The organism is Streptomyces sp. NPDC037203, from assembly GCF_055605065.1.
Window position 1 is genome coordinate 125668 of the sequence record NZ_JBVJUC010000008.1, and the last position, 22457, is coordinate 148124.

At 73.7% G+C, this 22457-nt stretch carries 18 protein-coding genes; 8 read left to right on the top strand and 10 right to left on the bottom strand.

Annotation, left to right across the window (positions count from 1 at the left end; all coding sequences use genetic code 11):
* Nucleotides 1-42 precede the first annotated feature (42 nt).
* A complete protein-coding gene (locus tag ACZ7EC_RS22295) occupies nt 43-612 on the top strand; it encodes a hypothetical protein (protein WP_471064988.1) in 570 nt (189 codons plus the stop codon).
* Between the two features lie 69 nt (nt 613-681).
* On the opposite strand, the gene ACZ7EC_RS22300 is transcribed toward ACZ7EC_RS22295, so the two are convergent.
* Complete coding sequence (locus ACZ7EC_RS22300) at nt 682-1620, bottom strand: AurF N-oxygenase family protein (RefSeq protein WP_471064990.1); 939 nt, start codon at nt 1618-1620, stop codon at nt 682-684.
* 123 nt (nt 1621-1743) lie between these two features.
* Between ACZ7EC_RS22300 and ACZ7EC_RS22305 the strand changes: the two genes are divergently transcribed.
* Both ACZ7EC_RS22305 and ACZ7EC_RS22310 read left to right on the top strand, forming a co-directional pair.
* Entirely contained in the window at nt 1744-2853 is a 1110-nt protein-coding gene (locus ACZ7EC_RS22305) for a ferritin-like domain-containing protein (protein WP_471064991.1), read from the top strand.
* Nucleotides 2854-2968: 115 nt separating this feature from the next.
* Nucleotides 2969-3847 (top strand): hypothetical protein, encoded by an 879-nt coding sequence (locus ACZ7EC_RS22310; protein ID WP_471065289.1) that lies wholly within the window; start codon nt 2969-2971, stop codon nt 3845-3847.
* A gap of 72 nt (nt 3848-3919) precedes the next feature.
* Here the strand turns inward: ACZ7EC_RS22310 and ACZ7EC_RS22315 are convergent, their stop codons facing one another.
* From ACZ7EC_RS22315 to ACZ7EC_RS22335, 5 genes are all read right to left on the bottom strand, one after another.
* Complete coding sequence (locus ACZ7EC_RS22315; RefSeq protein ID WP_471065291.1) at nt 3920-5377, bottom strand: penicillin-binding transpeptidase domain-containing protein; 1458 nt, start codon at nt 5375-5377, stop codon at nt 3920-3922.
* Nucleotides 5378-5412: 35 nt separating this feature from the next.
* On the bottom strand, nt 5413-6774 hold the full coding sequence (locus tag ACZ7EC_RS22320; protein WP_471064993.1) for an FtsW/RodA/SpoVE family cell cycle protein: 1362 nt from the start codon (nt 6772-6774) through the stop codon (nt 5413-5415).
* Between the two features lie 83 nt (nt 6775-6857).
* Nucleotides 6858-8114 carry an ATP-binding protein gene (locus ACZ7EC_RS22325; protein WP_471064995.1) on the bottom strand — a complete coding sequence of 419 codons (1257 nt, stop codon included), beginning with the start codon at nt 8112-8114 and terminating at the stop codon, nt 6858-6860.
* Nucleotides 8111-8866, bottom strand: coding sequence for a hypothetical protein (locus ACZ7EC_RS22330; RefSeq protein ID WP_471064997.1), 756 nt, complete (start codon nt 8864-8866; stop codon nt 8111-8113). The genes ACZ7EC_RS22325 and ACZ7EC_RS22330 overlap by 4 nt, the downstream gene beginning before the upstream one ends.
* A 113-nt stretch (nt 8867-8979) precedes the next feature.
* On the bottom strand, nt 8980-9486 hold the full coding sequence (locus tag ACZ7EC_RS22335) for a protein-tyrosine phosphatase family protein (protein ID WP_471064999.1): 507 nt from the start codon (nt 9484-9486) through the stop codon (nt 8980-8982).
* A 99-nt stretch (nt 9487-9585) separates the two neighbouring features.
* On the opposite strand from ACZ7EC_RS22335, the gene ACZ7EC_RS22340 reads away from it, so the two are divergent.
* Entirely contained in the window at nt 9586-10389 is an 804-nt protein-coding gene (locus ACZ7EC_RS22340) for a nuclease-related domain-containing protein (protein WP_471065000.1), read from the top strand.
* Nucleotides 10390-10450: 61 nt separating this feature from the next.
* On the opposite strand, the gene ligD is transcribed toward ACZ7EC_RS22340, so the two are convergent.
* A complete protein-coding gene (gene ligD / locus ACZ7EC_RS22345) occupies nt 10451-11347 on the bottom strand; it encodes a non-homologous end-joining DNA ligase (protein ID WP_471065002.1) in 897 nt (298 codons plus the stop codon).
* Between the two features lie 53 nt (nt 11348-11400).
* Between ligD and ku the strand changes: the two genes are divergently transcribed.
* Nucleotides 11401-12417: a non-homologous end joining protein Ku gene (ku, locus tag ACZ7EC_RS22350; RefSeq protein ID WP_471065004.1), complete on the top strand. Its 1017-nt coding sequence runs from the start codon at nt 11401-11403 to the stop codon at nt 12415-12417.
* Nucleotides 12418-12456: 39 nt separating this feature from the next.
* Here the strand turns inward: ku and ACZ7EC_RS22355 are convergent, their stop codons facing one another.
* Together ACZ7EC_RS22355 and ACZ7EC_RS22360 are read right to left on the bottom strand one after the other, a co-directional pair.
* Nucleotides 12457-14277, bottom strand: coding sequence for a DUF2264 domain-containing protein (locus tag ACZ7EC_RS22355; RefSeq protein WP_471065005.1), 1821 nt, complete (start codon nt 14275-14277; stop codon nt 12457-12459).
* A gap of 14 nt (nt 14278-14291) precedes the next feature.
* Nucleotides 14292-15272 (bottom strand): hydroxyacid dehydrogenase, encoded by a 981-nt coding sequence (locus ACZ7EC_RS22360; protein WP_471065293.1) that lies wholly within the window; start codon nt 15270-15272, stop codon nt 14292-14294.
* Nucleotides 15273-15768: 496 nt separating this feature from the next.
* Here ACZ7EC_RS22360 and ACZ7EC_RS22365 point away from each other — a divergent pair, with 496 nt between their 5' ends.
* From ACZ7EC_RS22365 to ACZ7EC_RS22375, 3 genes are all read left to right on the top strand, one after another.
* Entirely contained in the window at nt 15769-16866 is a 1098-nt protein-coding gene (locus ACZ7EC_RS22365) for a LacI family DNA-binding transcriptional regulator (protein WP_471065295.1), read from the top strand.
* Between the two features lie 192 nt (nt 16867-17058).
* Nucleotides 17059-17445 carry a DUF6083 domain-containing protein gene (locus tag ACZ7EC_RS22370; protein ID WP_471065006.1) on the top strand — a complete coding sequence of 129 codons (387 nt, stop codon included), beginning with the start codon at nt 17059-17061 and terminating at the stop codon, nt 17443-17445.
* Nucleotides 17446-18149: 704 nt separating this feature from the next.
* Nucleotides 18150-21170: an AfsR/SARP family transcriptional regulator gene (locus ACZ7EC_RS22375; RefSeq protein WP_471065007.1), complete on the top strand. Its 3021-nt coding sequence runs from the start codon at nt 18150-18152 to the stop codon at nt 21168-21170.
* 32 nt (nt 21171-21202) lie between these two features.
* Here the strand turns inward: ACZ7EC_RS22375 and metK are convergent, their stop codons facing one another.
* The gene (gene metK, locus ACZ7EC_RS22380) at nt 21203-22441 is read right to left on the bottom strand and encodes a methionine adenosyltransferase (RefSeq protein WP_471065009.1); all 1239 of its coding nucleotides are present in this window, start codon (nt 22439-22441) and stop codon (nt 21203-21205) included.
* Between the last annotated feature and the right edge of the window lie 16 nt (nt 22442-22457).

Sequence of the window (22457 nt, forward strand, 5' to 3'; positions counted from 1 at the left end):
TGGGGCGTAGGGAACAGCAGACGACCAAGGGGGAGTTCGATCATGATTGCTCGCAGTGCTCGCCGTACCGCTCGCACCACCGGCCTGGTGGCCGTCGCCGCGGCCGCGGCGCTCTCGCTGACCGCCGTTTCCGCCCACGCCGCCACCTCCCACGGCGCGCACCGCACCACGGCGGCGGCCACGACGGCGAAGAAGTCGTCCCCGGACCGCACCCAGAAACTGCCGGACGGCAGCACGGCCGAGATCTACCGGCTCGGTGAGCAGAGCTACCGCGCCGAGATCGTCAACCGCGGCTCGGTCCTCGCCACCCTGGAGACGAACGGACAGGACGCGGGCCTCGACGCCAACGACATGTTCATCGTGCTCACGCTGGGCGGCGAGGTGCACGCCTGGATGGGCGGCGGCCACCAGGGTCCGGGCACCTTCAAGCTCGCGGGCGGCTGGACCGCCAAGGTCACCAGGTTCGGCGAGCTGCGCTACCGCGCGCAGATCATCGGCCACGACGGTGTGGCCGCCACCATCGAGACGAAGGACCGGCACGACGTCGGCCTCGACGCCAACGGCGTGTACATCGTGCTCAGCAACGGCGGTGTGATCAGCGCCCACGCCTAGGGTGCGCGGGCAGGCCGGGGTCCCCGCCGGACGGACGCGGTTCCGCCGGCGGGGGCATGGCGTGCCCGGCTACGCCAGCAGCCCGGACGACCGCCACAGCCGCCGTCCGGCGCCCCGCAGCACGCCGATGTCGTCGAGGAAGTCGGTCAGCCGCTTCGCGCCGGTCTGCATGACCTCGCGGCGGTGACCGCTGGCCTTGACCTGGGCCATGGCCTCGCGCTTGTCGAGCCCGACGTTGGTGTACACCTCGGGGTTGACGAAGGCGATGGAGAAGACGCGGGCGAACTCCCCGGAGGTGAGCCGGGTGAACTCCTGGGACCAGCGCGGCGCGGTCACCATCTGGCGGCGCAACTCCTCGCGCGCGTACCGCACATGGCGCGCCTCCTCCACCACATGGATCCGCGTCACGCCCCGGACCAGGGGCTGCACCCGCTCGTCCGGGAAGGTCAGCCGCTGCATCCAGTCCAGGACCTCCTCGCCCAGCAGGGTCGCCGTGAAGGAACCCGGAGTGGTGGAGATGGTCTTGAAGAGGCGGCCCAGGTGCAGATGGGTCTTGCTGACCGGGTACCAGGGTGTGTCGCCGCGCTCGATCAGGCGGGCGAACATCTTCGAGTGGCGGCACTCGTCCTCGATCTCGGTGAGGGCGTAGCGCACGTGCGCGCTCGTGGCGGCCTTGTCGTAGATGTGCCGCACCAGCAGCTGCATCAGGATGAGTTCGAACCAGATGCCGAGCGAGGCCAGCGCCGCCGCCTCGTGCTGGGAGAGCAGGATGCGCTGCTCCTCGCTCATCCGCTGCCACATCGGCGTGCCGTACAGCGAGACCAGCTCGGGCGGCCAGAACCACTTGCCCTCCTCGAAGGGCGCGTCCCAGTCCAGCTCCTTGTCGGGGTCGAAGGAGTGCTTGGCGGAGGAGACCAGCAGCCGTTCGGCCACCTGCTCCCGGTCCTTGAGCAGGCCGAGCGCGTCGCGCAGGCCGTCCAGCGCGTCCGCATCCGTCAGGGTCGTCATGGCTCCCTCACCTCGTTACCCGGTGGTATGTCGTACGCAACTTATGAGACTGCTTGTCAGCAAGCCCGTCAATCCCCTGCGCACGACTTGTTGACTACGCGTCTACGTGTGAACCTGCGAGATATGTCCACCCATGACCTGTACGCCAATGAACCCGGAGAGCCCACCTGGCAGGTGCCCGCGTCCGGCGCGGCCCGGTTCAGCTGGGAGTACGACGACGGCCGCGAGCGGCTGCTGGCCCTGTACCAGAAGGGCAAGGACAAGCAGTGGGACGGCACCCGGCGCATCGACTGGGACCTGGAGGTCGATCCCTGCGACGCGCTCGGCACCCCCGACGAGGCGACCGCCCTGTACGGGACGCGCTACTGGGACCTGATGAGCGAGCGCGACAAGGGCGAGCTGCGCCGGCACTTCACGTCCTGGCAGTTCAGCCAGTTCCTGCACGGCGAGCAGGGCGCGATGATCTGCGCCGCGCGGATCGTGGAGTCGGTGCCCGACCTGGACGCCAAGTTCTACTCCGCGACCCAGACCATGGACGAGGCCCGGCACGCGGAGATCTACGGCCGGTTCCTGAAGGAGAAGATCGGGCTCGTCTACCCGATCGACGACAACCTCGGGTCGCTGCTGGACGACACCCTGCGCGACAGCCGCTGGGACATGCCCTACCTCGGCATGCAGGTGCTCATCGAGGGGCTGGCCCTCGCCGCGTTCGGCATGATCCGGGACACCACGGACAAGCCGCTGCCCCGGCAGATCCTCACGTACATCATGCAGGACGAGGCCCGGCACGTGGCTTTCGGCCGGATGGCGCTGCGCGACTACTACCGGCAGCTCACCGACGCCGAACTGCGCGAGCGCGAGGAGTTCGTCGTCGAGGGCTGCTATCTGATGCGCGACCGGCTGCGCGGTGTGGCGGTGCTGGAGAACTTCGGCATCCCCCGCGCCGAGGCAGCGGAGTTCACCGAGCGCAGCGAGTTCCTCAGGCTGTTCCGCAAGCTGCTGTTCAGCCGCATCGTGCCCTGCGTCAAGGACATCGGCCTGTGGGGCGAGCGGTTGCGGCGGGCGTACGCCGACCTGGGCGTGCTGGAGCTGGGCGACTCGGACCTGGAGGGGCTGATGGTCCAAGACGAGGAGCTGGCCGACCAGTTGGACGCGCGGCGCTTCGCGGCACAGGAGCGGGCGCGGATCGCGGAGGTGGAGGCGGCGATCGAGTCGGGGGCGGAGGGGGACTGAGCGGGCGGGGAGAGGCGCGGGGCGGAGGGGGCCGGGCAGGCCGGGGCGGGCGGAGGCCCGGCGGCGGCTCGGTGCCCGTCCGTTCACTCCGGTGCAGTAGCGTGCTGGCGTGTCCATGCCTCCGCCGCAGCAGCCGCCGTACCCGAACCAGCCCGGTTCCCCCTACGGCCAGCAGCCTCCGTACGACCAGCAGCCTCCCTACGGGCAGCAGTCCCCCTACGGCCAGCCGTCCGCCTACGGGCAGCCCCAGCCGCAGAACCCCGGTCCGTACGGCGGCTCGCCGTACCCCCAGCCGGGGTTCCCGCAGCAGCCGCCGTACCAGGGCTGGGGCGGTATGCCGCCCGTCGTGCCGCCGCCCCCGAGGAAAAGCCGGCTCGGCCTCATCCTCGGGATCGTCGGCGGTGCGGTCGTACTGATCGTGGGCGGCGTGGTCGCCCTCGGCGCGATCGGCTACAAGGCGGCCACCACCTACCCGGACGCCCGGAACAGGCTCACGCTGCCCCGGACGCTGCTGGACGGGAAGTACGAGTTCTCCAAGGACCTCTCCGCGCAGGACGGCCAGGAGATCGAGAGCGAGGCGAACTCCTCCTGGAACGCCAAGGACGTGCACGCCGTGGTGGGCACGTACGCCCTGGGCGGCGACCCGGCCAAGGGCAACCTCGTGGTGTCCGGCATGTACGGCCGGCTCAAGGAGACGGACCAGCTCCGCCGGAACATGATGAAGGGGGTCACCCAGAGCGCCGGCACCACGCTCGCCGTGCCCGCCAAGGACTTCGACCTGGGCATCACCATCAGCTGCGAGGTGGCGGTCCAGGACCACGCCGGCACGAAGATCACCATGCCCTCCTGCGCCTGGGCCGACGGCAACACGGCGGCCACGATCGCCATCGTGGACATGGCCGACATGGCGCAGGACCCGTCCCGGGTCGACCTGGCGGCGCTCGCCAGGCAGACGTTCCAGGTCCGCTCCGAGGCGATCAAGCCGATGGGCTGACCGCCGCCTGCGGTCCGGGCGCGAACGGCATCCGCCACAGCGGGCGATTCGGCCGCCCGCGCCCGCCCCGTCTCACCGGCCGAGCACCGCCCGCATCACGTCCCGCGCGATCGGCGCCGCGTCGCCCCCGCCGCTGATCTCGCCCCGGTCCGCCGAGGCGTCCTCCACCACCACCGCGACCGCCACCGCCGGCTCCACCGCGTCCTGGTCCTGCGCCCAGGAGACGAACCAGGCGTACGGCAGCCCGGTGTTGCCCACCCCGTGCTGCGCGGTGCCGGTCTTGCCGCCGACGACGGCGCCGGGGATGGCCGCGCGGGTGCCGGTGCCCTCCCGCACCACCCCGGTCATCAGCTCCTTCAACTGCTCGGCCGTGTACGGGCGCATGACCTGCCGCACCGGATGCGTCCCGCTGCCCGTGACCGTCTCGCCGTCCTGCCGCGTGGTGCGCTCCACCAGGTACGGCGTGTGCAGCCGCCCGTCGTCGGCGACGGCCGCCGCGACCATCGCCATCTGGAGCGGGGTGGCGCGGGTGTTGTACTGGCCGATCGAGGAGAGCGCCAACTGGGCCTTGTCCACATGGGAGTCGAAGGTGCTGCGCGCGACCGGGAAGGGGATGCGCAGTCCGCCGTCGTCGAACCCGAACGCCCGCGCCGTGGCCGTCATGCCCTGCACTCCGACGTCCACGCCCAGCTTGGCGAAGACCGTGTTGCAGGACCACTCGAAGGCGTCCCGCAACGAGGTGTCCGCGCAGCCGTCGGCCTCGTTGGTCAGCTGGGTGCGGGTGCCGGGCAGCCGGTAGGGGTCGGGGGAGCGGGTCCGCGCGTCCGGGTCGGTGACCACGCCCGCGTCCAGCGCCGCCGCGGCGGTGACCACCTTGAACGTGGAACCCGGCGGATAGGTCTGCGACACCGCCCGGTTGAGCATCGGCTTTTCCGGGTCGCCGTTGAGCCGCGCCCACGCGGAGGCCACGGACTCGGCGTTGCCGGAGAGCTGGGCCGGGTCGTACGACGGGCTCGTCACCAGGGCCAGGACGCGCCCGGTCGAGGGTTCGATCGCGGCCACCGCGCCCTTGCGCCCGCCGAGCCCCCGGTACGCCGCCTCCTGGGCCGCCCGGTTGAGGGTCGTCACCACGTTCCCGCCCGGACTGCGGCTGCGCGTCAGGCCGTTCCACAGCGGCAGCGGCGCGAGCAGCGGGTCGCTGCCGGAGAGCACCCCGTCCTCGGCGTTCTCCAGGAACGTGGTGCCGTACGACTGGGAGGCGAACCCGGTCACCGGGGCGTACAACGGGCCGTTCTGGTAGGCGCGTTCGTAGCGCAGTTGCTCATGGGTGTCCACGGAGCCGGTGACCGGCTTGCCGCCGACCAGGATGTCGCCGCGCGGCTGCTGGTAACGGGCGATGGCCGCGCGGCGGTTGGCCGGGTTGCCGGTGTAGTCGCCGGCCTGGACCAGCTGCACGCGGGCCGCGTTCACCAGCAGGGCGGCGAGCAGCAGCGTGCAGAACGCGCAGGCGTGCCGGATGTACCGGGCCATCGGCCGCCCGCCCTCGCCCACCCCGGAGAACTCGCTCACGGCGCCTCCCTGCCGTCGTACTGGCTGCGCGCCGAGTCGCTGACCCGGATCAGCAGGGCCACGATCGTCCAGTTGGTGACCACCGAGGAGCCGCCCTGGGCGAGGAACGGCATCGCCATGCCGGTGAGCGGGATGAGCCCGGTCACCCCGCCCGCGATCACGAACACCTGGAGCGCCAGGATCGAGGCGAGCCCCACCGCGAGCAGCCGCCCGAACGGCTCGCGCAGCGCGAGGCCCGCCCGGTAGCCGCGCTCCACCAGCAGCGCGTACAGCAGGATGATCGCGGCGAGACCGGCGAGGCCCAGCTCCTCGCCGGCCGTGGCCAGGATGAAGTCGGACTTGGCCGCGAAGCCGATGAGTACCGAGTGCCCGAGCCCCAGCCCGGTGCCCAGCAGCCCGCCGGCGGCGAACGCGAACAGCGACTGGGAGAGCTGGTTGGGGCCCCGCCCGGCCTCGATGGTGGCGAACGGGTGCAGCCAGTCCGCGATCCGGCCGCCCACGTGCGGCTCCACCCGGCCGACGGCCACCGCACCCAGCACGGCGAGCACCAGCCCGACCGCGATCCAGCCGGTGCGCCCGGTGGCGACGTACAGCAGCACCACGAACAGCCCGAAGAACAGCAGCGAGGTGCCGAGGTCCCGCTCCAGGACCAGCACCCCGACGCTGAGCAGCCAGATCGTCACGATCGGGCCGAGCACCCGCCCGGTCGGGAACTGCATCCGCCACAGCCGGCGGCCGGTGTACGCCAGCGCGTTGCGGTTGGCGGCGAGGTACGCGGCGAAGAACACCGCCAGCAGCACCTTCGCGAACTCGCCGGGCTGGATGGAGAATCCGGCGGCCCGGATCCAGATCCGGGCCCCGTTGACCGCCGGGAAGAGGATCGGCGCCAGCAGCAGCACGAGGGCCGCGACCACGCACACGTAGGAGTAGCGCTGGAGCAGCCGGTGGTCGCGCAGCAGCAGGACGACGACGATGAACAGGGCCACCCCGAGCGCGGACCACACCAGCTGGGCCGGGGCGGCCCGGTCGCCCGGCGTCTCCAGGTCCAGCCGGTAGATCAGCACCAGGCCGAGCCCGTTGAGCAGCACCCCGATGGGCAGCGGCAGCGGATCGGCGTACGGCGCCCGCAGCCGTACGGCGAGGTGCGCGAGCAGCGCGAGCACCCCGAGCCCGGCCCCGTACGCCAGCGCCCCCGGCGGCACCCGACCGGCCCGCGCCAGGCCCACCGCGCAGTACCCGTACACCGACAGCGTGACGGCCAGCACGATCAGCGCGAACTCGATGCCACGTCGCCGGGGCAGCCGGGCGACGGATACGGCGGCGGGGGCCGTGGCCGCGGCGGTTCCGGCGTCGGTCATGCCGAGAACCTACCGAAACCGGGCTAATTCGCCGCACTGCAACGCGCCCCAAAGGGGCGCGGGGCCGTGTGTGCCCTGCGGCTCTACGGCGTCGCCAGCGAAGCCACCGGCAGGACGAGCGTCGCCACCGCGCCCCCCTCCGCCGCGTTCCGGAACGACAGCCGCGCGCCCAGCACCTCCGCCTGGCCCGCCGCGATGGTCAGGCCGAGCCCGTGCCCCTTCGCCCCGCCCTCGGTGCGGAACCGCTGCGGGCCGTGCGCGACCAGGTAGTCGGGGTATCCGCCCCCGTGGTCCCGCACCGTCACCACGGGCCCGTTGACCGTGAGGACCACCGGCGGCGCCCCGTGCTTGTGCGCGTTGGCCACCAGGTTCCCCAGCACCCGCTCCAGGCGCCGCCGGTCGGTCTCCACCAGCGCGTCCCGGACCACCCGTACCTCGGTGTCCGTCCCCGAGGCCCGCACCACCCGCTCGGCGAGCGCCCCCAGCTCCTCCGCGTCGGCCTCCAGCCGCTCCCGCCCGGTGTCCAGGCGGGAGATCTCCAGCAGGTCCTCGGTGAGCGTGCGCAGCGCCGCCACCCGGTCCCGCACCAGTTCCGTCGGCCGCCCCGGCGGCAGCAGTTCCGCCGCCGCGTGCAGCCCGGTGAGCGGGGTGCGCAGCTCGTGCGCCACGTCCGCGGTGAACCGCTGCTCGCTGAGCAGCTTGCTCTGGAGCGAGGCGGCCATCGTGTCCAGCGCGGCGGCCACCGCGGCCACCTCGTCCTGGGGCCGGGTCGGGTCCTTCGTGCGGGGGTCGCCGACCCGCGCGTCCAGGTCGCCCGCGCTGATCCGGCGGGCCACCCGCGCCGTGCCGTGCAGCCGCCGGGTCACCCGCGACACGGCGAACACGCCGACCAGCACGGTCGCGCCGATGGCGAGCACCGAGGACCACAGGATCGAGCTGTCCAGCCCGGCGATGGTGCGGGACTGCTGCGAGTAGTCGATCTCCACGGCGAGCGCCCGGTGCCCCTGGACGGGGCCCGCCGCCCACATCGTCGGCCGCCCCCGGTGCGTGGAGACGATGGTGCCGCGCCGCCCGGAGACCGCGAGCGCCCGCAGCGAGCCGGGCAGCCCCTGGGGGTCCACCCCGGCGTTCGGCAGCAGCGTGTCCCCGGCCTCGTAGGCGCGGGTGGCGTCCGCCAACCGGGACAGGGCGAGGCCGCGGGCCTGGCCGACGGTCTGGTCGGTCACCGAGACGTGCACCAGCACACCGAGCAGCGCGGCCAGCGCGCAGCACATCACGGTGATGAACGCGGCCGCCTTCACGGCGAGGGGCCCGGCCCAGCGGGCCAGCAGCAGCCTCATGGCGTGCCCGAGGGGGACGGGGCGGCGGACGGAGCGGCGGACGGAGCGGCGGACGGAGCGGCCTTGTGGACGCGGCGGCCCGTGCCGGTGTGCAGGTACTCGTCGCGGGAGAACACCATCGCCCGCTGGCCGGGGTCCCACTCCCAGGTGGTGCGGTACTCGTAGCCGGAGATGTCGGCCGGGTTGCGCTCGATCAGCGCCCGCCCGGCCAGCTCCACGCCGAGGATCGCGTCGTTGTCGGCCAGCACCTGCACCAGCCGGCGGCCCTCGACGGTGTAGACCCGGACCGCCGTCTGGTTGGTCGGGTACAGCCGGAAGCCGAGCGTGAGATCGGGCCGGCCGTCCCCGGTGAGGTCCCGGTAGTACGGCTTGAGCAGCGGGCACAGCGCCCGGTCGCCGCCCGCGCGGCACTCCTTCACCCGGTCCACGGTCCCGTGGAACGCCCCCTTGGACCCGTAGTCGGCCGGGTGCGCCTTCAGCTCCGCCTCCACGATGTCCACCGGATCGACCCGGCGTATGTCGCCGCCGGGCACGGTCAGGCCCTTGACGACCTCGCGGGTGGCCACGTCGTACGGGTAGGCCGGGCTGGACGCCGGGCGCAGGTCGGGCCAAAGCTTGGCGGGGCTGTCCGCGGTCTGGGTCGGCCCGGCGCTGCGCAGCTGTCCGGCGTCCCCGCAGGCCGCCGCCGTCGCCGACAGCAGGGCGACGGCGACCGCGGCGAAGGCGGTGCGCACAGGGCGACGGAGGGGCACGGTGCTCCAGGGGCGATGGATTTGCAGGTCAGTAGGCCAGTATGCACATAGATTCCAAGGAAGCCCCTTTTCGTCCGTTCTGCGCCCCCGGCTGCCGGAAGCCTGGAGAGAGGCTACTCGGCCAGTTCTTCGAGGAGTCGTACGGTGGGCAGCCCCGCGCGCAGATACGCCACGAACAGGTCGTTGTGCAGCGCCCACGCCGAGCGGCGGGCCCGGATCAGCCGGACGGCCTCGTCCGGCGCCTCGCCCCGCTGGATCAGCGCGTGCGCCACCACCAGACCCGAGCGGTTGTAGCCGTGGTAGCAGCGCACCAGCACCCGGCGGCCGGCGTCCAGCGCCTCGTTCGCCGCCCGCGCCAGCCGGATCACCCCGGCGAGCTGCGTCCCGTCCAGCGGCCCGTCCGGGACCGGCCACACATGGTGCTCGACGCCCGCGTCCGGGCCGTAGCCCGGCAGCCGCAGCAGCGACTGCACCACATCGAACTCGTCCCGTACGACGGCCGTCTCCAGCCGCCCCGTACGCCCCCGGTACTCGTGCCCGCCCATCCACAGGCCGGGCACGATCTCGCTCCACGGGCTCCGTGGAGCGGGCACGTCGGGCTGCATCCCGCGGGTTCGCACCGGCGCCTCCCCAACTCCCCTGCGCAGGGCCGCCCTCCACGGTAGCCGCTCTTGCCCGGTAAGCACCCGGCCTGTTCCCATGGTCGAGGGGTGATGCGTATGAACGCACTGCGCGTGGTCCCGGCCCGCCGGCACGGCCGGGACCGGTTGTACGTCTGCCGCCCGGACGGCAGCCGGATCGCCTGGTACGACCGCGACGCCGGCCGGGTCGACCTGCTCGCCGAGGCCGAACGGGAACGGGTGCTCGAAGCCCTGGGGCCCTTCCTCACCGGCCCGGTCGCCGTGGGGCCGCCCCCGGTCCCCACGCCCGCCGAACTGGCCCGGCTCGCCCTGCACCCGGACGACGACCTCGCGCCCAACCGGCCCGGCGAGGCGCTGCTGGTCGCCCTCGACCGCGATCCGGGCGCCGGGCACCGGCTGCGCCCCGACCCGCGCCGGCGCGCCCTGCTGGCCGAGCAGACCGTGGGCGCGGCCCTCGACCGCCTGGAGGGCGGCGGCTGGCGCGCCCTGCACTCGCTGCCGCTGCCGGGCGGCGACCGGGTCCACCATCTGCTGATCGGCCCCGGCGGGCTGTTCGCCGTCCACGCCCTGTACGCCCGCAGGGCGCGGGTGCGGATCGCCGACCCGATGGTCGCCGTGGGGCGGCGCGCGGCCGAGCCCCTGCTGCGCCGGCTGCGGGACCGGGCCGGCCGGGCCGCCTTCGCCCTGACCGCGGAGGTCCGCCCGCTCCTCGCCCTGACCGACCCCGCCGGGGTGACCCTGACCGCCGCGCCGCGGGAGGTCCGGGTCCTGTCCGCCGCGGAGCTGCCGGGGCTGGCCCGGCTGGGCGGCGTGCTGAAACCGGCGGACGTGGAGGCGCTGCACGCGATGGCACGGGACCGGCACACCTGGGAGCAGGTCTAGGGTCCGTCGTTCGGATCAGGCCGGGCGCTCGGGGGCCCGGCCTGATCCCGGAGGGAAGACCCTAGGTCTTGGGAGGCAGGGGCGCGGCCTGCCGCGCGTCCAGCAGGGGGGCGAGCAGGTCGCCGTGGTCGCGCAGGCGCGGTGCGATGTCCTCGGCGCGGAACTCCAGCTGCTCCGGCGAGCGGCACCCGGCGACCTCGTCCCAGGTCACGGGCGCGGAGACCAGGGGGGCGCGGCGGGCGCGCAGGGTGTAGGGGGTGGCGGTGGTCTTGCGGGCCGCGTTCTGGCTCCAGTCCACGAACACCTTGCCGGGCCGCAGGCTCCTGGTCATCCGGTGCACCACGAGCCGGGGCAGCGCACGCTCCGCCTCGACCGCGAGCGCCTTGGCGTACTCGCTGGTCCGCTCCGGGGAGGCGCCGGACACCGCGGCCAGCAGGTGCAGCCCCTTGGACCCGGCGGTCTTCGGGTACGCCTCGATCCCGTCCGCCGCGAGCCGCTCGCGCAGCCACAGGGCGACCTCGCAGCACTGCACGACCGTCGCCGGGGCACCGGGGTCGAGGTCGAACACCAGCCGGTCGGCCACCCCCGGCGAGGGCACCAGCCACTGGTGGGTGTGGAACTCGGTGACCAGGTTCGCCGCCCACACCAGGCTCGGCAGATCCTGTACGACGACCATCCGGGCGGGCCCCTCCGCCGAGGACCGCGGCACCTCGGCCGTCGTGACCCACTCGGGGGTACCCGGCGGCACGTTCTTGGTGAAGAACACCTGGCCCTCGGGGCCGTCCGGATAGCGCAGGAAGGACACCGCGCGGTCGCGCAGATGCGGGAGCAGGGCGTCGGCGGTGGTGGCGTAGTAGTGCACCAGCTCCGCCTTGGTGAAGCCGGTCGCCGGATACAGCACCTTCTCCAGGTTGGTCAGCGGGACCCGCCGCCCCTCCACCTCTGTGATAGGCGTCATAAGATGACAATCCCAGATGTACCGGTCGAAATGGGAAAGGACGGGTGCGGCACGTGCGATCGATATGGAACGGCGCCATCTCCTTCGGGCTGGTCAGCATCCCGATCAAGCTGGTCAACGCGACCGAGAGCCACGCGATCTCCTTCCGCCAGATCCACACCGAGGACAACGGCCGCATCCGCTACCGCAAGGTGTGCGAGGTGGAGGACCGCGAGGTCAGCCAGTCCGAGATCGGCAAGGCGTACGAGGACGCGGACGGCACCATCGTCCCGATCACCGACGAGGACCTGTCCCACCTGCCGATCCCGACGGCCCGCACCATCGAGATCGTCGCCTTCGTGCCGGCCGACCGGATCGACCCGCTCCAGATGGGCGCGGCGTACTACCTCGCCGCGAGCGGGGCCCCGGCCGCCAAGCCGTACACCCTCTTGCGCGAGGCCCTGAAGCGCAGCAACAAGGTCGCCATCGCCAAGTTCGCACTGCGCGGGCGGGAGCGGCTCGGGATGCTCCGGGTCGTCGACGACGCGATCGCCATGCACGCCCTGCTCTGGCCGGACGAGGTACGGGCCCCCGAGGGCGTCGCCCCGGACGTGGACGTCACCATCCGCGACAAGGAACTCGACCTCGCGGACGCCCTGATGGACACCCTCGGCGAGGTCGAGATGGCGGATCTGCACGACGAGTACCGGGAGGCGCTGGAGGAGGTCATCGCCGCGAAGGCCGCGGGCGAGGCACCCCCGCAGGCCCCGGAGCCGGCACCCGGCGGCAAGGTCCTCGACCTCATGGCCGCCCTGGAGAACAGCGTCCGCGCCGCCCGCGAATCCCGTGCGCCCGTGGGCGAGGCCGAGGTCAGGTCCCTGCCGGACCGCCGCTCCACCCCGAAGGAGACGGACGGCAGGAAGTCCGCCTCCACGGCGAAGAAGACCGCCGCGAAGAAGGCCCCGGCGAGGAAGTCCACGTCGAAGTCGGCATCGAAGCAGGCGGAATCCGCCAAGAAGTCGACGGCGAAGAAGACGGCCGCGAAGAAGACGGCGGCGAAGAAGACGTCCGCACGGAAACGCTCGGCCTGAGCGGCCCCAGCGGGCCGGTCGAGCCGCAGGCCGGGAGACTCACGGGGTGGGCCCGTGCGGCTCGGGAAGCGCGGCGCGCAGGGCGCGGGGGAGACCGGGCAGGGCGCGCCAGTCGAGCGGCTCCGTCCGGGGAGTGCCGCCGTCGGCGGTGCCGTGGACATCGGCGGCCAGCCAGTGCTCGCCCGGCGGGAGCCGGCCGCGGAGCACGGGCAGTGCCGTCCGGGGCCACCGGAGGTGGCTGCCGGGGTCGGGGAACATGACCTCACCCACGCGGGCCCCGGTGAGGTCCCGTACGGCGCTCACGAGGTCGCCGCACACCGCCCGCGCCCCCTCGCCCCCGGCCCCGGTCACGGCCCCCTCGCGGGGCAGAGCGAAGCCGCCCTCGACCGTGTGCAGCGGGCGGGGGGTGGCCAGGCGGTGGACGCGGACGTGCCGGCCGGGCCCGGCCGGCAGCAGCCAGGTGTCGACGGTGACATCGGGCCAGGGGTGCCAGCGGGCGCGCACCCGGTCGGCGGTCACGGAGCGGGACGCGCAGGCGATCCGGGAGCGCCAGTACAGGCCCTCCTCGCTGAGCAGCAGGGTGCTGTCCGGGGCGGCGGCCTCCGCGCCGAGCGGGCCGGTGGCGACGGCGCAGCCGAAGGCCGTGGAGTAGGCGAACTTGCCGTACTTGGCGGGCGCGTTGCGCACCCGGATGTCGGCGTCGCAGGCGGCCAGCGCCGTGGTGTGCCCGCCGCCGTGCTGGACCAGCAGACCCGCTTCCGGCTGGGCGTGCACCGCGTCCGCGGCGGGCGGCGGCTCCTCGTCGGCGGTCCAGAACGGGTGCCCGGCGGGCAGCGCGAGCGGCAGGAACGCCTTGAACGCCCAGTAGGGGGAGCCCGCCGCGTTGTACTGCTCGCTCATGAACAGGTTCGGGTAGGCGTAGCCGACCGGCAGCGTGCCATCGGCGGCGAACATCGGCTGCCGCGCCCACCAGCGCAGATTCCGCGCCCACAGCCCGCGCAGCACCCCCCAGGGCAGCGCCTCCACGCCCGCGTGGGCGAGCGCGCCCCAGAAGGCGCACTGCGCGAACCGGTACGTCAGACTCCGGCCGAAGGGCAGCGCCGCGCCGTCGGCCGCGAACCAGTGCCGGAACTCCCCGGCGAACAGCGCGGCCCGCTCCCGTACCCGCGCCACGACCGCCGGGCCGGCGTCCGGGGCGAGGGTCGTGTACAGCAGTGTGTACAGGTGCAGGGCCCACGGGCCGTAGTAGTCACAGGGTTTGCCGTCCGGTCCGTCCGAGTACCAGCCGCCGCCCCGGTGGAAGTCCTCCACCCGCGCCAACGCCCGCTCGGCGAGCCCCGGTTCGGGCGCCTCCCCGACCGCCGTCAGGCCCAGCTCCGCCATCACCGGGAACAGATGCCAGTTGTTGTCGGGGACGCGTTCGGCCCGCGCCGCCGTGCGCAGCCAGGCGGCGAGGCGGGTCCGCTCCCTGCCGGAGAACGGCTCCCACAGTTCGCCGGGTGCCAGGGCCAGCGCGCACCCGAGCCCGGCCGCCTCGACCAGGCGCTGGTCCATCGCACCGGGCTCGCCCCAGTACTCCGGGTGTGCCGGGTCGGTCCCGGCGGCGACGGCCCGGCGCACGCGCTCCCAGCCGTCGTACCGCCCGCCGCCCGCCGCGAGCGGGGCCAGTCCCCACAGCGGTCGTACGGTCGCCTCGAGCCGGGCGACGCGGGGCGAGTACGCGGTGCCGGGAGCGGCCAGTGCCGCGTCGTCGGGGTAGGCGTCGGCGAGCGGGGCGCACAGGGCGAGCAGCGCGCGCTGCCAGTCGGCGCGGCTGGAGAGGGGATTGCCGGAGAACGGGTGCGGGCGGTTGCGGGTCATGGCTCCTCGTTCGTTCAGGCCGAGCGCTCGAACTGCTCGCGGACGACCGGATGGGCGAACGGCCGCCCGTGTGCGAGGCGTTCCAGCTCGTCCAGCGCCGAGTCCGCCAGCCGGTGCAGCTCATTGCCGAGCGAACCGGCGATGTGCGGGGTGAGCACCACGTTGTCCAGGTCGTACAGCGGGGAGTCGGGCGGCAGGACCTCCGGCTCGGTCACATCCAGTACGGCGTGCAGCCGGCCGCTGGTCAGCTCGCGGATCAGCGCGTCCGTGTCCACCAGCGCCCCGCGCGCGGTGTTGACCAGCGTGGCGCCGTCCGGCATCAGCTTCAGCCGGCGCTCGTCGATCAGGTGCCGGGTCTCGGGCAGCGCGGGCGCGTGCAGCGAGACCACGTCGCAGCGGGCGCACAGCTCGTCCAGGCCGACCGGGCGGGCGCCGAGCGCGCGCGCCTCCGCCGCGCTCAGGTACGGGTCGTACACCAGGATGTCCATGTCGTAGGGAGCGAGCAGCGCGATGAGGCGGCGCCCGGTGCGGGAGGCGCCGACGATGCCGGCGACCCGGCGGTAGTTGCCGGCGTCGCGGTACTCGTGCTGCCAGGACAGCCGGGCGCGCACGGCCCGGTAGTGGTCGCGGGTCCGCAGCGCCCGCTTGTTGGCGAGCAGGATCATCGCCAGCGCGTACTCCGCCACCGGCAGCGCGTTGGCGTCGGCGGCGGAGGACAGGGCGATGCCCCGCTCCCAGCAGGCGTCGGTGACGAAGTCCTTCACCGAGCCGGCGGCATGCACCACCGCCCGCAGCCGGGGCGCCCCGGCGAGCACCTCGGGCCCGAGGGGAGGGCAGCCCCAGAAGGTGAACAGGACGTCGGCGCGGGCGAGTTCGGCGGCGACGGCGTCGGCGGTGAAGTCGTCGGCGACCAGCGTCGGGTCCAGGTCGGCGAGTCCGGTGAGCCGGGCCATCCGCGCCGGGTCGAGCAGCCGGGGCAGCAGATCGCGCTGCATGGCGAGCAGGACCCGCGGGCGGCGGACCGCGGGGGGCAGATCGGACACGGGGCTCCTCGGGTCGTGGCGTGGGGCACCGGTGGCAGGCGGCACCCCGCGGGGGAGACGCGGTACGTCAGCGGGCGGCGGCCGGGCCCGGCACCGGCGGCCGGATGCGCGCAGGGGCGATCGCGTTCATGGCGAGGGCGCCGCCGGACCCGCTGGATGCCGCGACCGCCTCCGCCGTCCGGTGCGGCTCCAGCTTCCGGTCACGTCCCTCACCCGTCAATGAGGCCGTGCGCATATGGAACGATCCGGAGCCATCCGGAGCAGTCCGATACCCCGCTCTCTCCTCTTCCGCCCCTTATCCGTCCTTCCGGTCATCCGCCGCCCGGCCGTCCTCCCGCGCTTCAGGGGCCGCCGGGGCTGCCCAACTCCCGCCGGGCGGACTAGGTTTCTTCCGTTCTCAACAGTTCGGAACCTCTTCCAGTCGGCGCCAAGGGAAATGTGACGCGTGATGCTCTCTCCGGACCGGCACGACCTGCTCCTCGCCCATCTGCGGGAACACGGCTCGGCACGGATCAGCGACCTCGTGGGTCTGCTGGGGGTCTCCGACGTCACGGTGCGACGCGATGTCGAGGCCCTGGAACGCGAGGGCCTGGTACGGCGGTTCCACGGCGGCGTCGCCCTGGACCGCAGAGCCGCGACCCGCGGCCTTGAGCCCGCACGCGCCTCCGGCACCCTGCGGTTGGGTCTGCTGCTGCCCAACGGCGCCTATTTCCGGGAGGTCCTGGAGGGAGCCCGCGAGGCGGCGTCGGAGCTGAACGCCGAACTCACCCTCGCCTTCTCCGACTACCAGCCCGAGCAGGACCTGGTCGCCGTCCGCCGCCACCTGGACGACGGCGTCGACGGCCTCCTGCTGGCCCCGCCGCCCCTGGAGAACTCCCGCCACACCCGCTTCGAGGAGCGCCTGCGCGAGCTGAAGCTCCCGGTGGTCCTGGTGGAACGCGAACTGCGCTCCACCACACTGGTCGACCGCCTGGACCACGTGGTCACCGACCACCAGGCCGGCGCCCGCCTCGCGGTGGAGCACCTGGCCCGCCTCGGGCACCGCCGGATCGCCCTCATGGTCAAGGACCTGGGCCCCACGGCGCCCGCCGTCCGCCTCGGCCACACCCACGCGCTGCGCGTCCTGGGCCTCGATGAGGACATCCCCGTCCACCTGGTCCCGCAGCGCGAGACCTCCCCGTACACCGAGCAGCGCATCGGCGAGGTCCTCGACGACCTGCGCGCCCACGGCGCCACCGCCGTCCTCGCCCACGGCGACGCCGAGGCCATCGTCCTGCTCCAACTGGCCGCCCAGCGCGGCATCCGCGTCCCTCGGGATCTCGCGATCATCTCCTACGACGACGATGTCGCCGCGCTGGCCAGCGTCCCCCTGACCGCCGTCGCCCCACCGAAACGCGCCCTGGGCCGCAAAGGCATCGAACTCCTCACCTCCCGCCTCCGCGCCGACCAGCCCCTCCCCGTCCACCACCTGACCCTGCAACCGGCCCTGGCCGTCCGCGCCTCGTGCGGCGGCGGAGCGGGCGGCCGGGGACGCGGCGGGCACTGAACGGGGCCGGCGGGCCCGCCGTACGGCGCTGCCACCGGCCCTTCGGGGCGGTTCCCGGCCATGACTCCCCGGCCACGGGTTGCCGAACGCGCCTGCCGCGCCGAACCCCGCCTCCCCGCTCCAGGCACGTCCCACCCGTCCCGTCCGGCGAACGCCCTGCGCCGGGGACCGCACACTGCCGACCCTCGTCTCATGGGGGCTTCGGAAGGGACTCCGCGCCGGCTCGGCGGCGGGCGGACACACTGCCCGGACTGCGGCCTGCCGCAGGACCGGGTGCCGACGCTGGACCACGAATGGGTCCTGCTGGAACCGGACCGCAGGCCACTGGCCCACGAGGTACCGGCGGCCCACCGATGGATCGAGCTGTCCGACGGACGGGTGACCGTCTACGGCGTGTGCCCGCCGGACCAGTCCCAGCGGTGCCGCATCGAACACCGCCTCGCCTGCCCCGCCCGGCCCCTGCCGGACCTGTGGCGGTGGCTGACGGACCTGCGGGACGCGAACGCGCGGCGGAGGGAGCAGCCGACGGCGCCCAAGCCGCCACCGTCCCCGTCCGAGGAGTGGCCGGACGCCGGTTGAGCACGTGCGAGGCCCTGCCGTCTGCCGTCCACCGGCCGGCCCCGCTCACCGGCGGCAGCGCCGGGAACCGGCCACGGCGAAAGGCCGCCGCGGCCGGCCCGGCCGGTCCGTGCGCGCACGCGCGTGACCTTGCTCATTGCCCTTTGCATCTGGACTGCCCTGCGGGCAAGATGGATTAGATTTCGGCCGGTCCGCGCCGCCCGACCGTACGTGTCCGGCGGCGCGCCGGAGAGATGCGCAGGTGCACGGCATCGGCCGTGCGGGCTGACGGGGGCGGACATGAAACGTGGCAGTGCGGAAGACGACCGGGCTCACTGTCCGGACCCGGCAGCCGGAAAACCGTCGCTTTCACATCCCTCACCCCCGAAACCGCCGTCCCCCGACCCGTCGTTCCCACCGGGTGCCGTCGCCCGGCGCCATCCCGCCTGACGCCACGGCCCGCCCCGTGCGGCCCGGACCGCTGCCCGGCACCGCCTGAGCGGCGAACCGGCTCCGGCCCGCGCCGGGTTGGTCCCATCCCTGGTCACGCCCGCCACCCGGCTCCGGGAACGCGGGCGCCGGGCCATGCCCACGGGGTGGTTGCCACTCCTGTGCCATGCATCAGGAAACTCATGGCAATCACCGGATGTCAGCTCCAAACCAGGGTTACGGTGCTGATCGTTGACCGCGATGCTACGTGTGGGGGGAAGGCAAGGGTGGACGACATGATCCTTCGGCTGCTGGGGCCGGTCGAGCTGGTCCACGAAGGTCGTCCGCTCGACGTCGGCGGGCCGCGCCAGCGGGTGGTCCTGGCGATGCTGGGCCTGCACGTCAACCGCACGATGTCCACGGAACAGCTCATCGACGCCGTATGGGGCGACGCACCCCCCGTCACCGCGCGCGGCCAGATCCAGGTCGCCATCTCGACGCTCCGCAAGCAGTTCGCCCTGGCCGGCCGGCCCGACGCGATCAGGACCCGAGCCCCCGGCTACGCGCTCGAACTGGGGCCGGACCGGGTGGACGGCCTGGAGTTCGACCGGCTGGTCACCACCGCGCGCGAGCACGCCCGTGCCGACCGGATCCCCGAGGCCGCCGCCGCCCTGCGCGCGGCCCTGGGCCTATGGCGCGGACCCGCCCTGGACGGCGTCCCCAGCGATTCCGTACGGCATCTCGCCCGGCATTACGACGACCGGCGGCTGGCCGCGATCGAGGAGTGCCTGCGCCTCGAACTCCTGCTCGCCAGACACGGTGAGATCTGCGCCGAACTGACCGAGCTCATCGGCCGGTTCCCGCTGCGCGAACGCCTCTACGAGCTGCTCATGCTGGCGCTGTACCGCTCGGGGCGGCAGGCGGAGGCGCTGGAGACGTTCCAGCGGGCGCGCAAGGCCCTCGTCGAGGAGATGGGCATCGAGCCGGGGCAGGAACTGCGCGACCTGGAACAGGCGATCCTGCGGCAGTCCCCGGCACTCGACCTTCCCGCGCCGCCGCCGGGCCCCGGCGCCCCCGCCCGCCCCTCCGGCACACCGGACGGCCTGGACACCTTGGACGGGCCGGAGAGCGGCTTCCGTCTCGTGCCCCGCCAACTACCCGCCACCATCGGAGACTTCACCGGCCGCCGCGCCCAGCTCGACGAGATCAAGGAACTGCTCCTCGCCCCCTCCCGGAGGGAGACCGCGGGGTACGCCGTTCCGATCGTGGACATCTCCGGCCCCGGCGGCGTGGGCAAGTCGGCCCTCGCCGTACGCGCCGCGCACGAGGTGAGCAAGCACTTCCCCGACGGCCACCTCTACGCCGACCTGCACACCGTCTCCGGCGACGCCCCGGTCACCGCCCTGCTGGCCCGCTTCCTGCGGGCCCTCGGCATACCGGCCAAGGCGATCCCCGACGACGCCGAGGAGCGCGCCGAGATGTACCGCAGCCGGCTGGCGGACAGCCGGGTGCTCGTGGTCCTGGACGGAGTGACCGGCGCGCAGCAGGTGACACCGCTGCTGCCCGGCAGCCCCACCTGCGCGGTGATCACCACGAGCCGGGCCCGGCTGGCCGGCACCGACGGCGTCCGCGGCATCGACCTCGCCGCCTTCGACATGGCCAACGCCCTGGAACTGCTGGCCGGCATCGTCGGCCGCGAACGCGTCCAGGCGGAACTCGACACGGCCGTCGAACTGGTCAACCTGTGCGACGCGCTGCCGCTGGCACTGCGCATCGCCGGCGCCCGCCTCGCCTCCCACCCGCACTGGCGGATCGAATGGCTGGTCCAGCGGCTGCGGGACGAGCGCCGCCGCCTGGACGAGCTGAGCCACCGCGGCCTGGAACTGCGCTCCACCATCAGCCTGACGTACCGGGCGCTGCCCCCCGCCGCGCAGCGCCTGTTCCGGCTGTTCTCCCTCATCGAGGCGCCCGACTCGCCCGCCTGGGTCGCCGCCGCCCTGCTGGACACCGGCCTCGCCGCCGCGGAGGACACCCTCGACGCCCTGGTCGAGGCGCAGGTCATGGACACCGTGCGCTACCCGGACTCGCTCCGGCCGCGCTACCGCTTCCACGACCTCGTGCGCGCCTACGCCCGTGAGGAACTCCTCGCGGGCGAACCCCCGGCGGAGCGGGACGCCGCCCTGGCACGGGTGCTGGGCGGCTGGCTCTCCCTGGTCGAGGAGGCCCACCGGGAGGAGTACGGCGGGGACTACACGACCATCCACGGCCGCGCCCGGCGCTGGAAGCTGCCCGAGGGCACGGACGCGGAGCCCGCCGCACGGCCCGTGGAGCGGCTCAGCGGGGAACGCCGGGCGCTGGTGACGGCCGTACGGCAGGCCGCCGCCGCCGGAATGGACGAGCTGTGCTGGGACCTCGCCCTCACCTCGGTCACCCTGTTCGAGGCCAAGGGGTACTTCGACGACTGGAAGGAGACCACGCGCCTGGCGTACGAGGCGTCGGCCCGCGCCGGCAACCGGATCGGGCAGGCGGCGATGGCGTACTCCCTGGGCACCCTGTACATGTTCCAGACCCGCATGGAGCAGGCCGACGAGAGCTTCGGCCGGGCGCGGGAGCTGTTCGAGGCGGAAGGGCACGACCACGGGCGCGCCCTGGTGCTGCGCAACGCCGCCTACCTGGACAGCGTGCGCGGGGACGACGCCGCCATGCGGGAGAAGTACGACGAGGCGCTGGCGATCACCAGACTGGTGGGCGACCGGATCGGCGAGGCCCACATCCTGCGCAGCCTGGCCGGCTGGTGGCTGGCCTCGGGGAACACCGAGCGCGCCCGCACCCTGCTGGAGCAGGCCCTGACCATCTCCCGTGCGGAGAAATGCCTGCGCGTGCAGGCGCAGGTGCTCCAGCGGTTCGCCGAGCTGCACCTCGCGCTCGACCAGCCGGAGCGGGCGCGGGAGGCGCTTCAGGAGGTCCTGCGGATCGTCCGGGACAGCGGGGACCGGATCGGCGAGGCGTACGCGCTGTACGGCCTCGGGGCGCTGCGCCGCCGCGAGAAGCGGCTCGACAGCGCCGCCGACACCCTGACCCGCGCGCTCGGCCTGTCGCGGCAGGTGGGGGAGCGGGTCGTCGAGGCCAGGTCGCGCTACGCGCTCGCCGAGATCGCCCTGGCCCGTGGCGACCACCAGCTGGCCGCGGCCCAACTGGAGGAGGCACGCGACCTGTTCGCCCGCCTCGGCTCGCGCACCTGGCTGGAACGGACCGAGGACCTGATGATCGAGGCCGGCGGCCCGAACACCGCCGCCCCCGGCGCCACGATCCCGTAGGCCACCTCCCGGCGCCGCCCCGCCCCTCCGGCTCAGTCCGCCGCCGCGCCCGCCTCCCCGGCGGCCGCTCCCGCCACCGCCCGCAGCCGCTCCGCGCGGTCCACCCGTTCCCAGGTGAAGTCCGGCACCTCGCGGCCGAAGTGGCCGTACGCGGCCGTCTGGGCGTAGATCGGGCGCAGCAGGTCGAGGTCGCGGATGATCGCGGCCGGACGCAGGTCGAAGACCTCGGTCACCGCGTCCTGGATGCGCGCCACCGGCACCGTCTCGGTGCCGAAGGTCTCCACGAAGAGTCCGACGGGCTCCGCCTTGCCGATGGCGTACGCCACCTGGACCTCGGCCCGCCGGGCCAGCCCCGCCGCCACGATGTTCTTGGCGACCCAGCGCATCGCGTACGCGGCGCTGCGGTCCACCTTGGACGGGTCCTTGCCCGAGAACGCGCCGCCGCCGTGCCGGGCCATGCCGCCGTAGGTGTCGATGATGATCTTCCGCCCGGTCAGGCCCGCGTCCCCCATCGGGCCGCCGATCTCGAACCGGCCGGTGGGGTTGACCAGGAGGCGGTAGCCCTCGGTGTCGATGCCGAGGGCGGCCAGCTCCGGCTCCACCACGTGCGCGCGGACGTCCGGGACGAGGGTCGCGTCCAGATCGGTGTCGGCGGCGTGCTGCGCGGAGACGACGACCGTGTCGAGGCGGACCGGCCTGTCGCCGTCGTACTCGATGGTGACCTGCGTCTTCCCGTCCGGGCGCAGATAGGGCAGGGTGCCGTTCCTGCGGACCTCGGACAGCCGCCGGGACAGCCGGTGCGCCAGGGTGATCGGCAGGGGCATCAGCTCCGGCGTCTCGTCGCAGGCGTAACCGAACATCAGGCCCTGGTCGCCCGCGCCCTGCCGGTCCAGCTCGTCGCGCTCCCGGCCCGCGGCTCCGTCCCCGGCACGGGACTCGTACGCCGTGTCCACCCCCCGTGCGATGTCCGGGGACTGCGCGCCGATGGAGACGGAGATCCCGCAGGAGGCGCCGTCGAAGCCCTTGAGCGAACTGTCGTAGCCGATCTGGAGGATGCGGTCCCGCACCAGGGCCGCGATCGGGGCGTACGCGGTGGTCGTGACCTCGCCCGCGATATGCACCAGGCCGGTGGTGACCAGCGTTTCCACGGCGACCCGTGCGGTCGGGTCCTCCTTGAGCAGGGCGTCCAGGACGCAGTCGCTGATCTGGTCGGCGATCTTGTCGGGATGGCCCTCGGTCACGGACTCCGAGGTGAACAGACGACGGGACACGGTCACTCCTCAGGAC

What these genes read in the sequence shown, in the direction of transcription:
- ACZ7EC_RS22295 (WP_471064988.1), top strand. Translation starts at nt 43, where the DNA reads ATGATTGCTCGCAGTGCTCGCCGTACCGCTCGCACCACCGGCCTGGTG.
- ACZ7EC_RS22300 (WP_471064990.1), bottom strand. Translation starts at nt 1,620, where the DNA reads ATGACGACCCTGACGGATGCGGACGCGCTGGACGGCCTGCGCGACGCG.
- ACZ7EC_RS22305 (WP_471064991.1), top strand. Translation starts at nt 1,744, where the DNA reads ATGTCCACCCATGACCTGTACGCCAATGAACCCGGAGAGCCCACCTGG.
- ACZ7EC_RS22310 (WP_471065289.1), top strand. Translation starts at nt 2,969, where the DNA reads ATGCCTCCGCCGCAGCAGCCGCCGTACCCGAACCAGCCCGGTTCCCCC.
- ACZ7EC_RS22315 (WP_471065291.1), bottom strand. Translation starts at nt 5,377, where the DNA reads ATGGCCCGGTACATCCGGCACGCCTGCGCGTTCTGCACGCTGCTGCTC.
- ACZ7EC_RS22320 (WP_471064993.1), bottom strand. Translation starts at nt 6,774, where the DNA reads ATGACCGACGCCGGAACCGCCGCGGCCACGGCCCCCGCCGCCGTATCC.
- ACZ7EC_RS22325 (WP_471064995.1), bottom strand. Translation starts at nt 8,114, where the DNA reads ATGAGGCTGCTGCTGGCCCGCTGGGCCGGGCCCCTCGCCGTGAAGGCG.
- ACZ7EC_RS22340 (WP_471065000.1), top strand. Translation starts at nt 9,586, where the DNA reads ATGAACGCACTGCGCGTGGTCCCGGCCCGCCGGCACGGCCGGGACCGG.
- ligD (WP_471065002.1), bottom strand. Translation starts at nt 11,347, where the DNA reads ATGACGCCTATCACAGAGGTGGAGGGGCGGCGGGTCCCGCTGACCAAC.
- ACZ7EC_RS22355 (WP_471065005.1), bottom strand. Translation starts at nt 14,277, where the DNA reads ATGACCCGCAACCGCCCGCACCCGTTCTCCGGCAATCCCCTCTCCAGC.
- ACZ7EC_RS22360 (WP_471065293.1), bottom strand. Translation starts at nt 15,272, where the DNA reads ATGCAGCGCGATCTGCTGCCCCGGCTGCTCGACCCGGCGCGGATGGCC.
- ACZ7EC_RS22365 (WP_471065295.1), top strand. Translation starts at nt 15,769, where the DNA reads ATGCTCTCTCCGGACCGGCACGACCTGCTCCTCGCCCATCTGCGGGAA.
- ACZ7EC_RS22370 (WP_471065006.1), top strand. Translation starts at nt 17,059, where the DNA reads ATGGGGGCTTCGGAAGGGACTCCGCGCCGGCTCGGCGGCGGGCGGACA.
- ACZ7EC_RS22375 (WP_471065007.1), top strand. Translation starts at nt 18,150, where the DNA reads ATGATCCTTCGGCTGCTGGGGCCGGTCGAGCTGGTCCACGAAGGTCGT.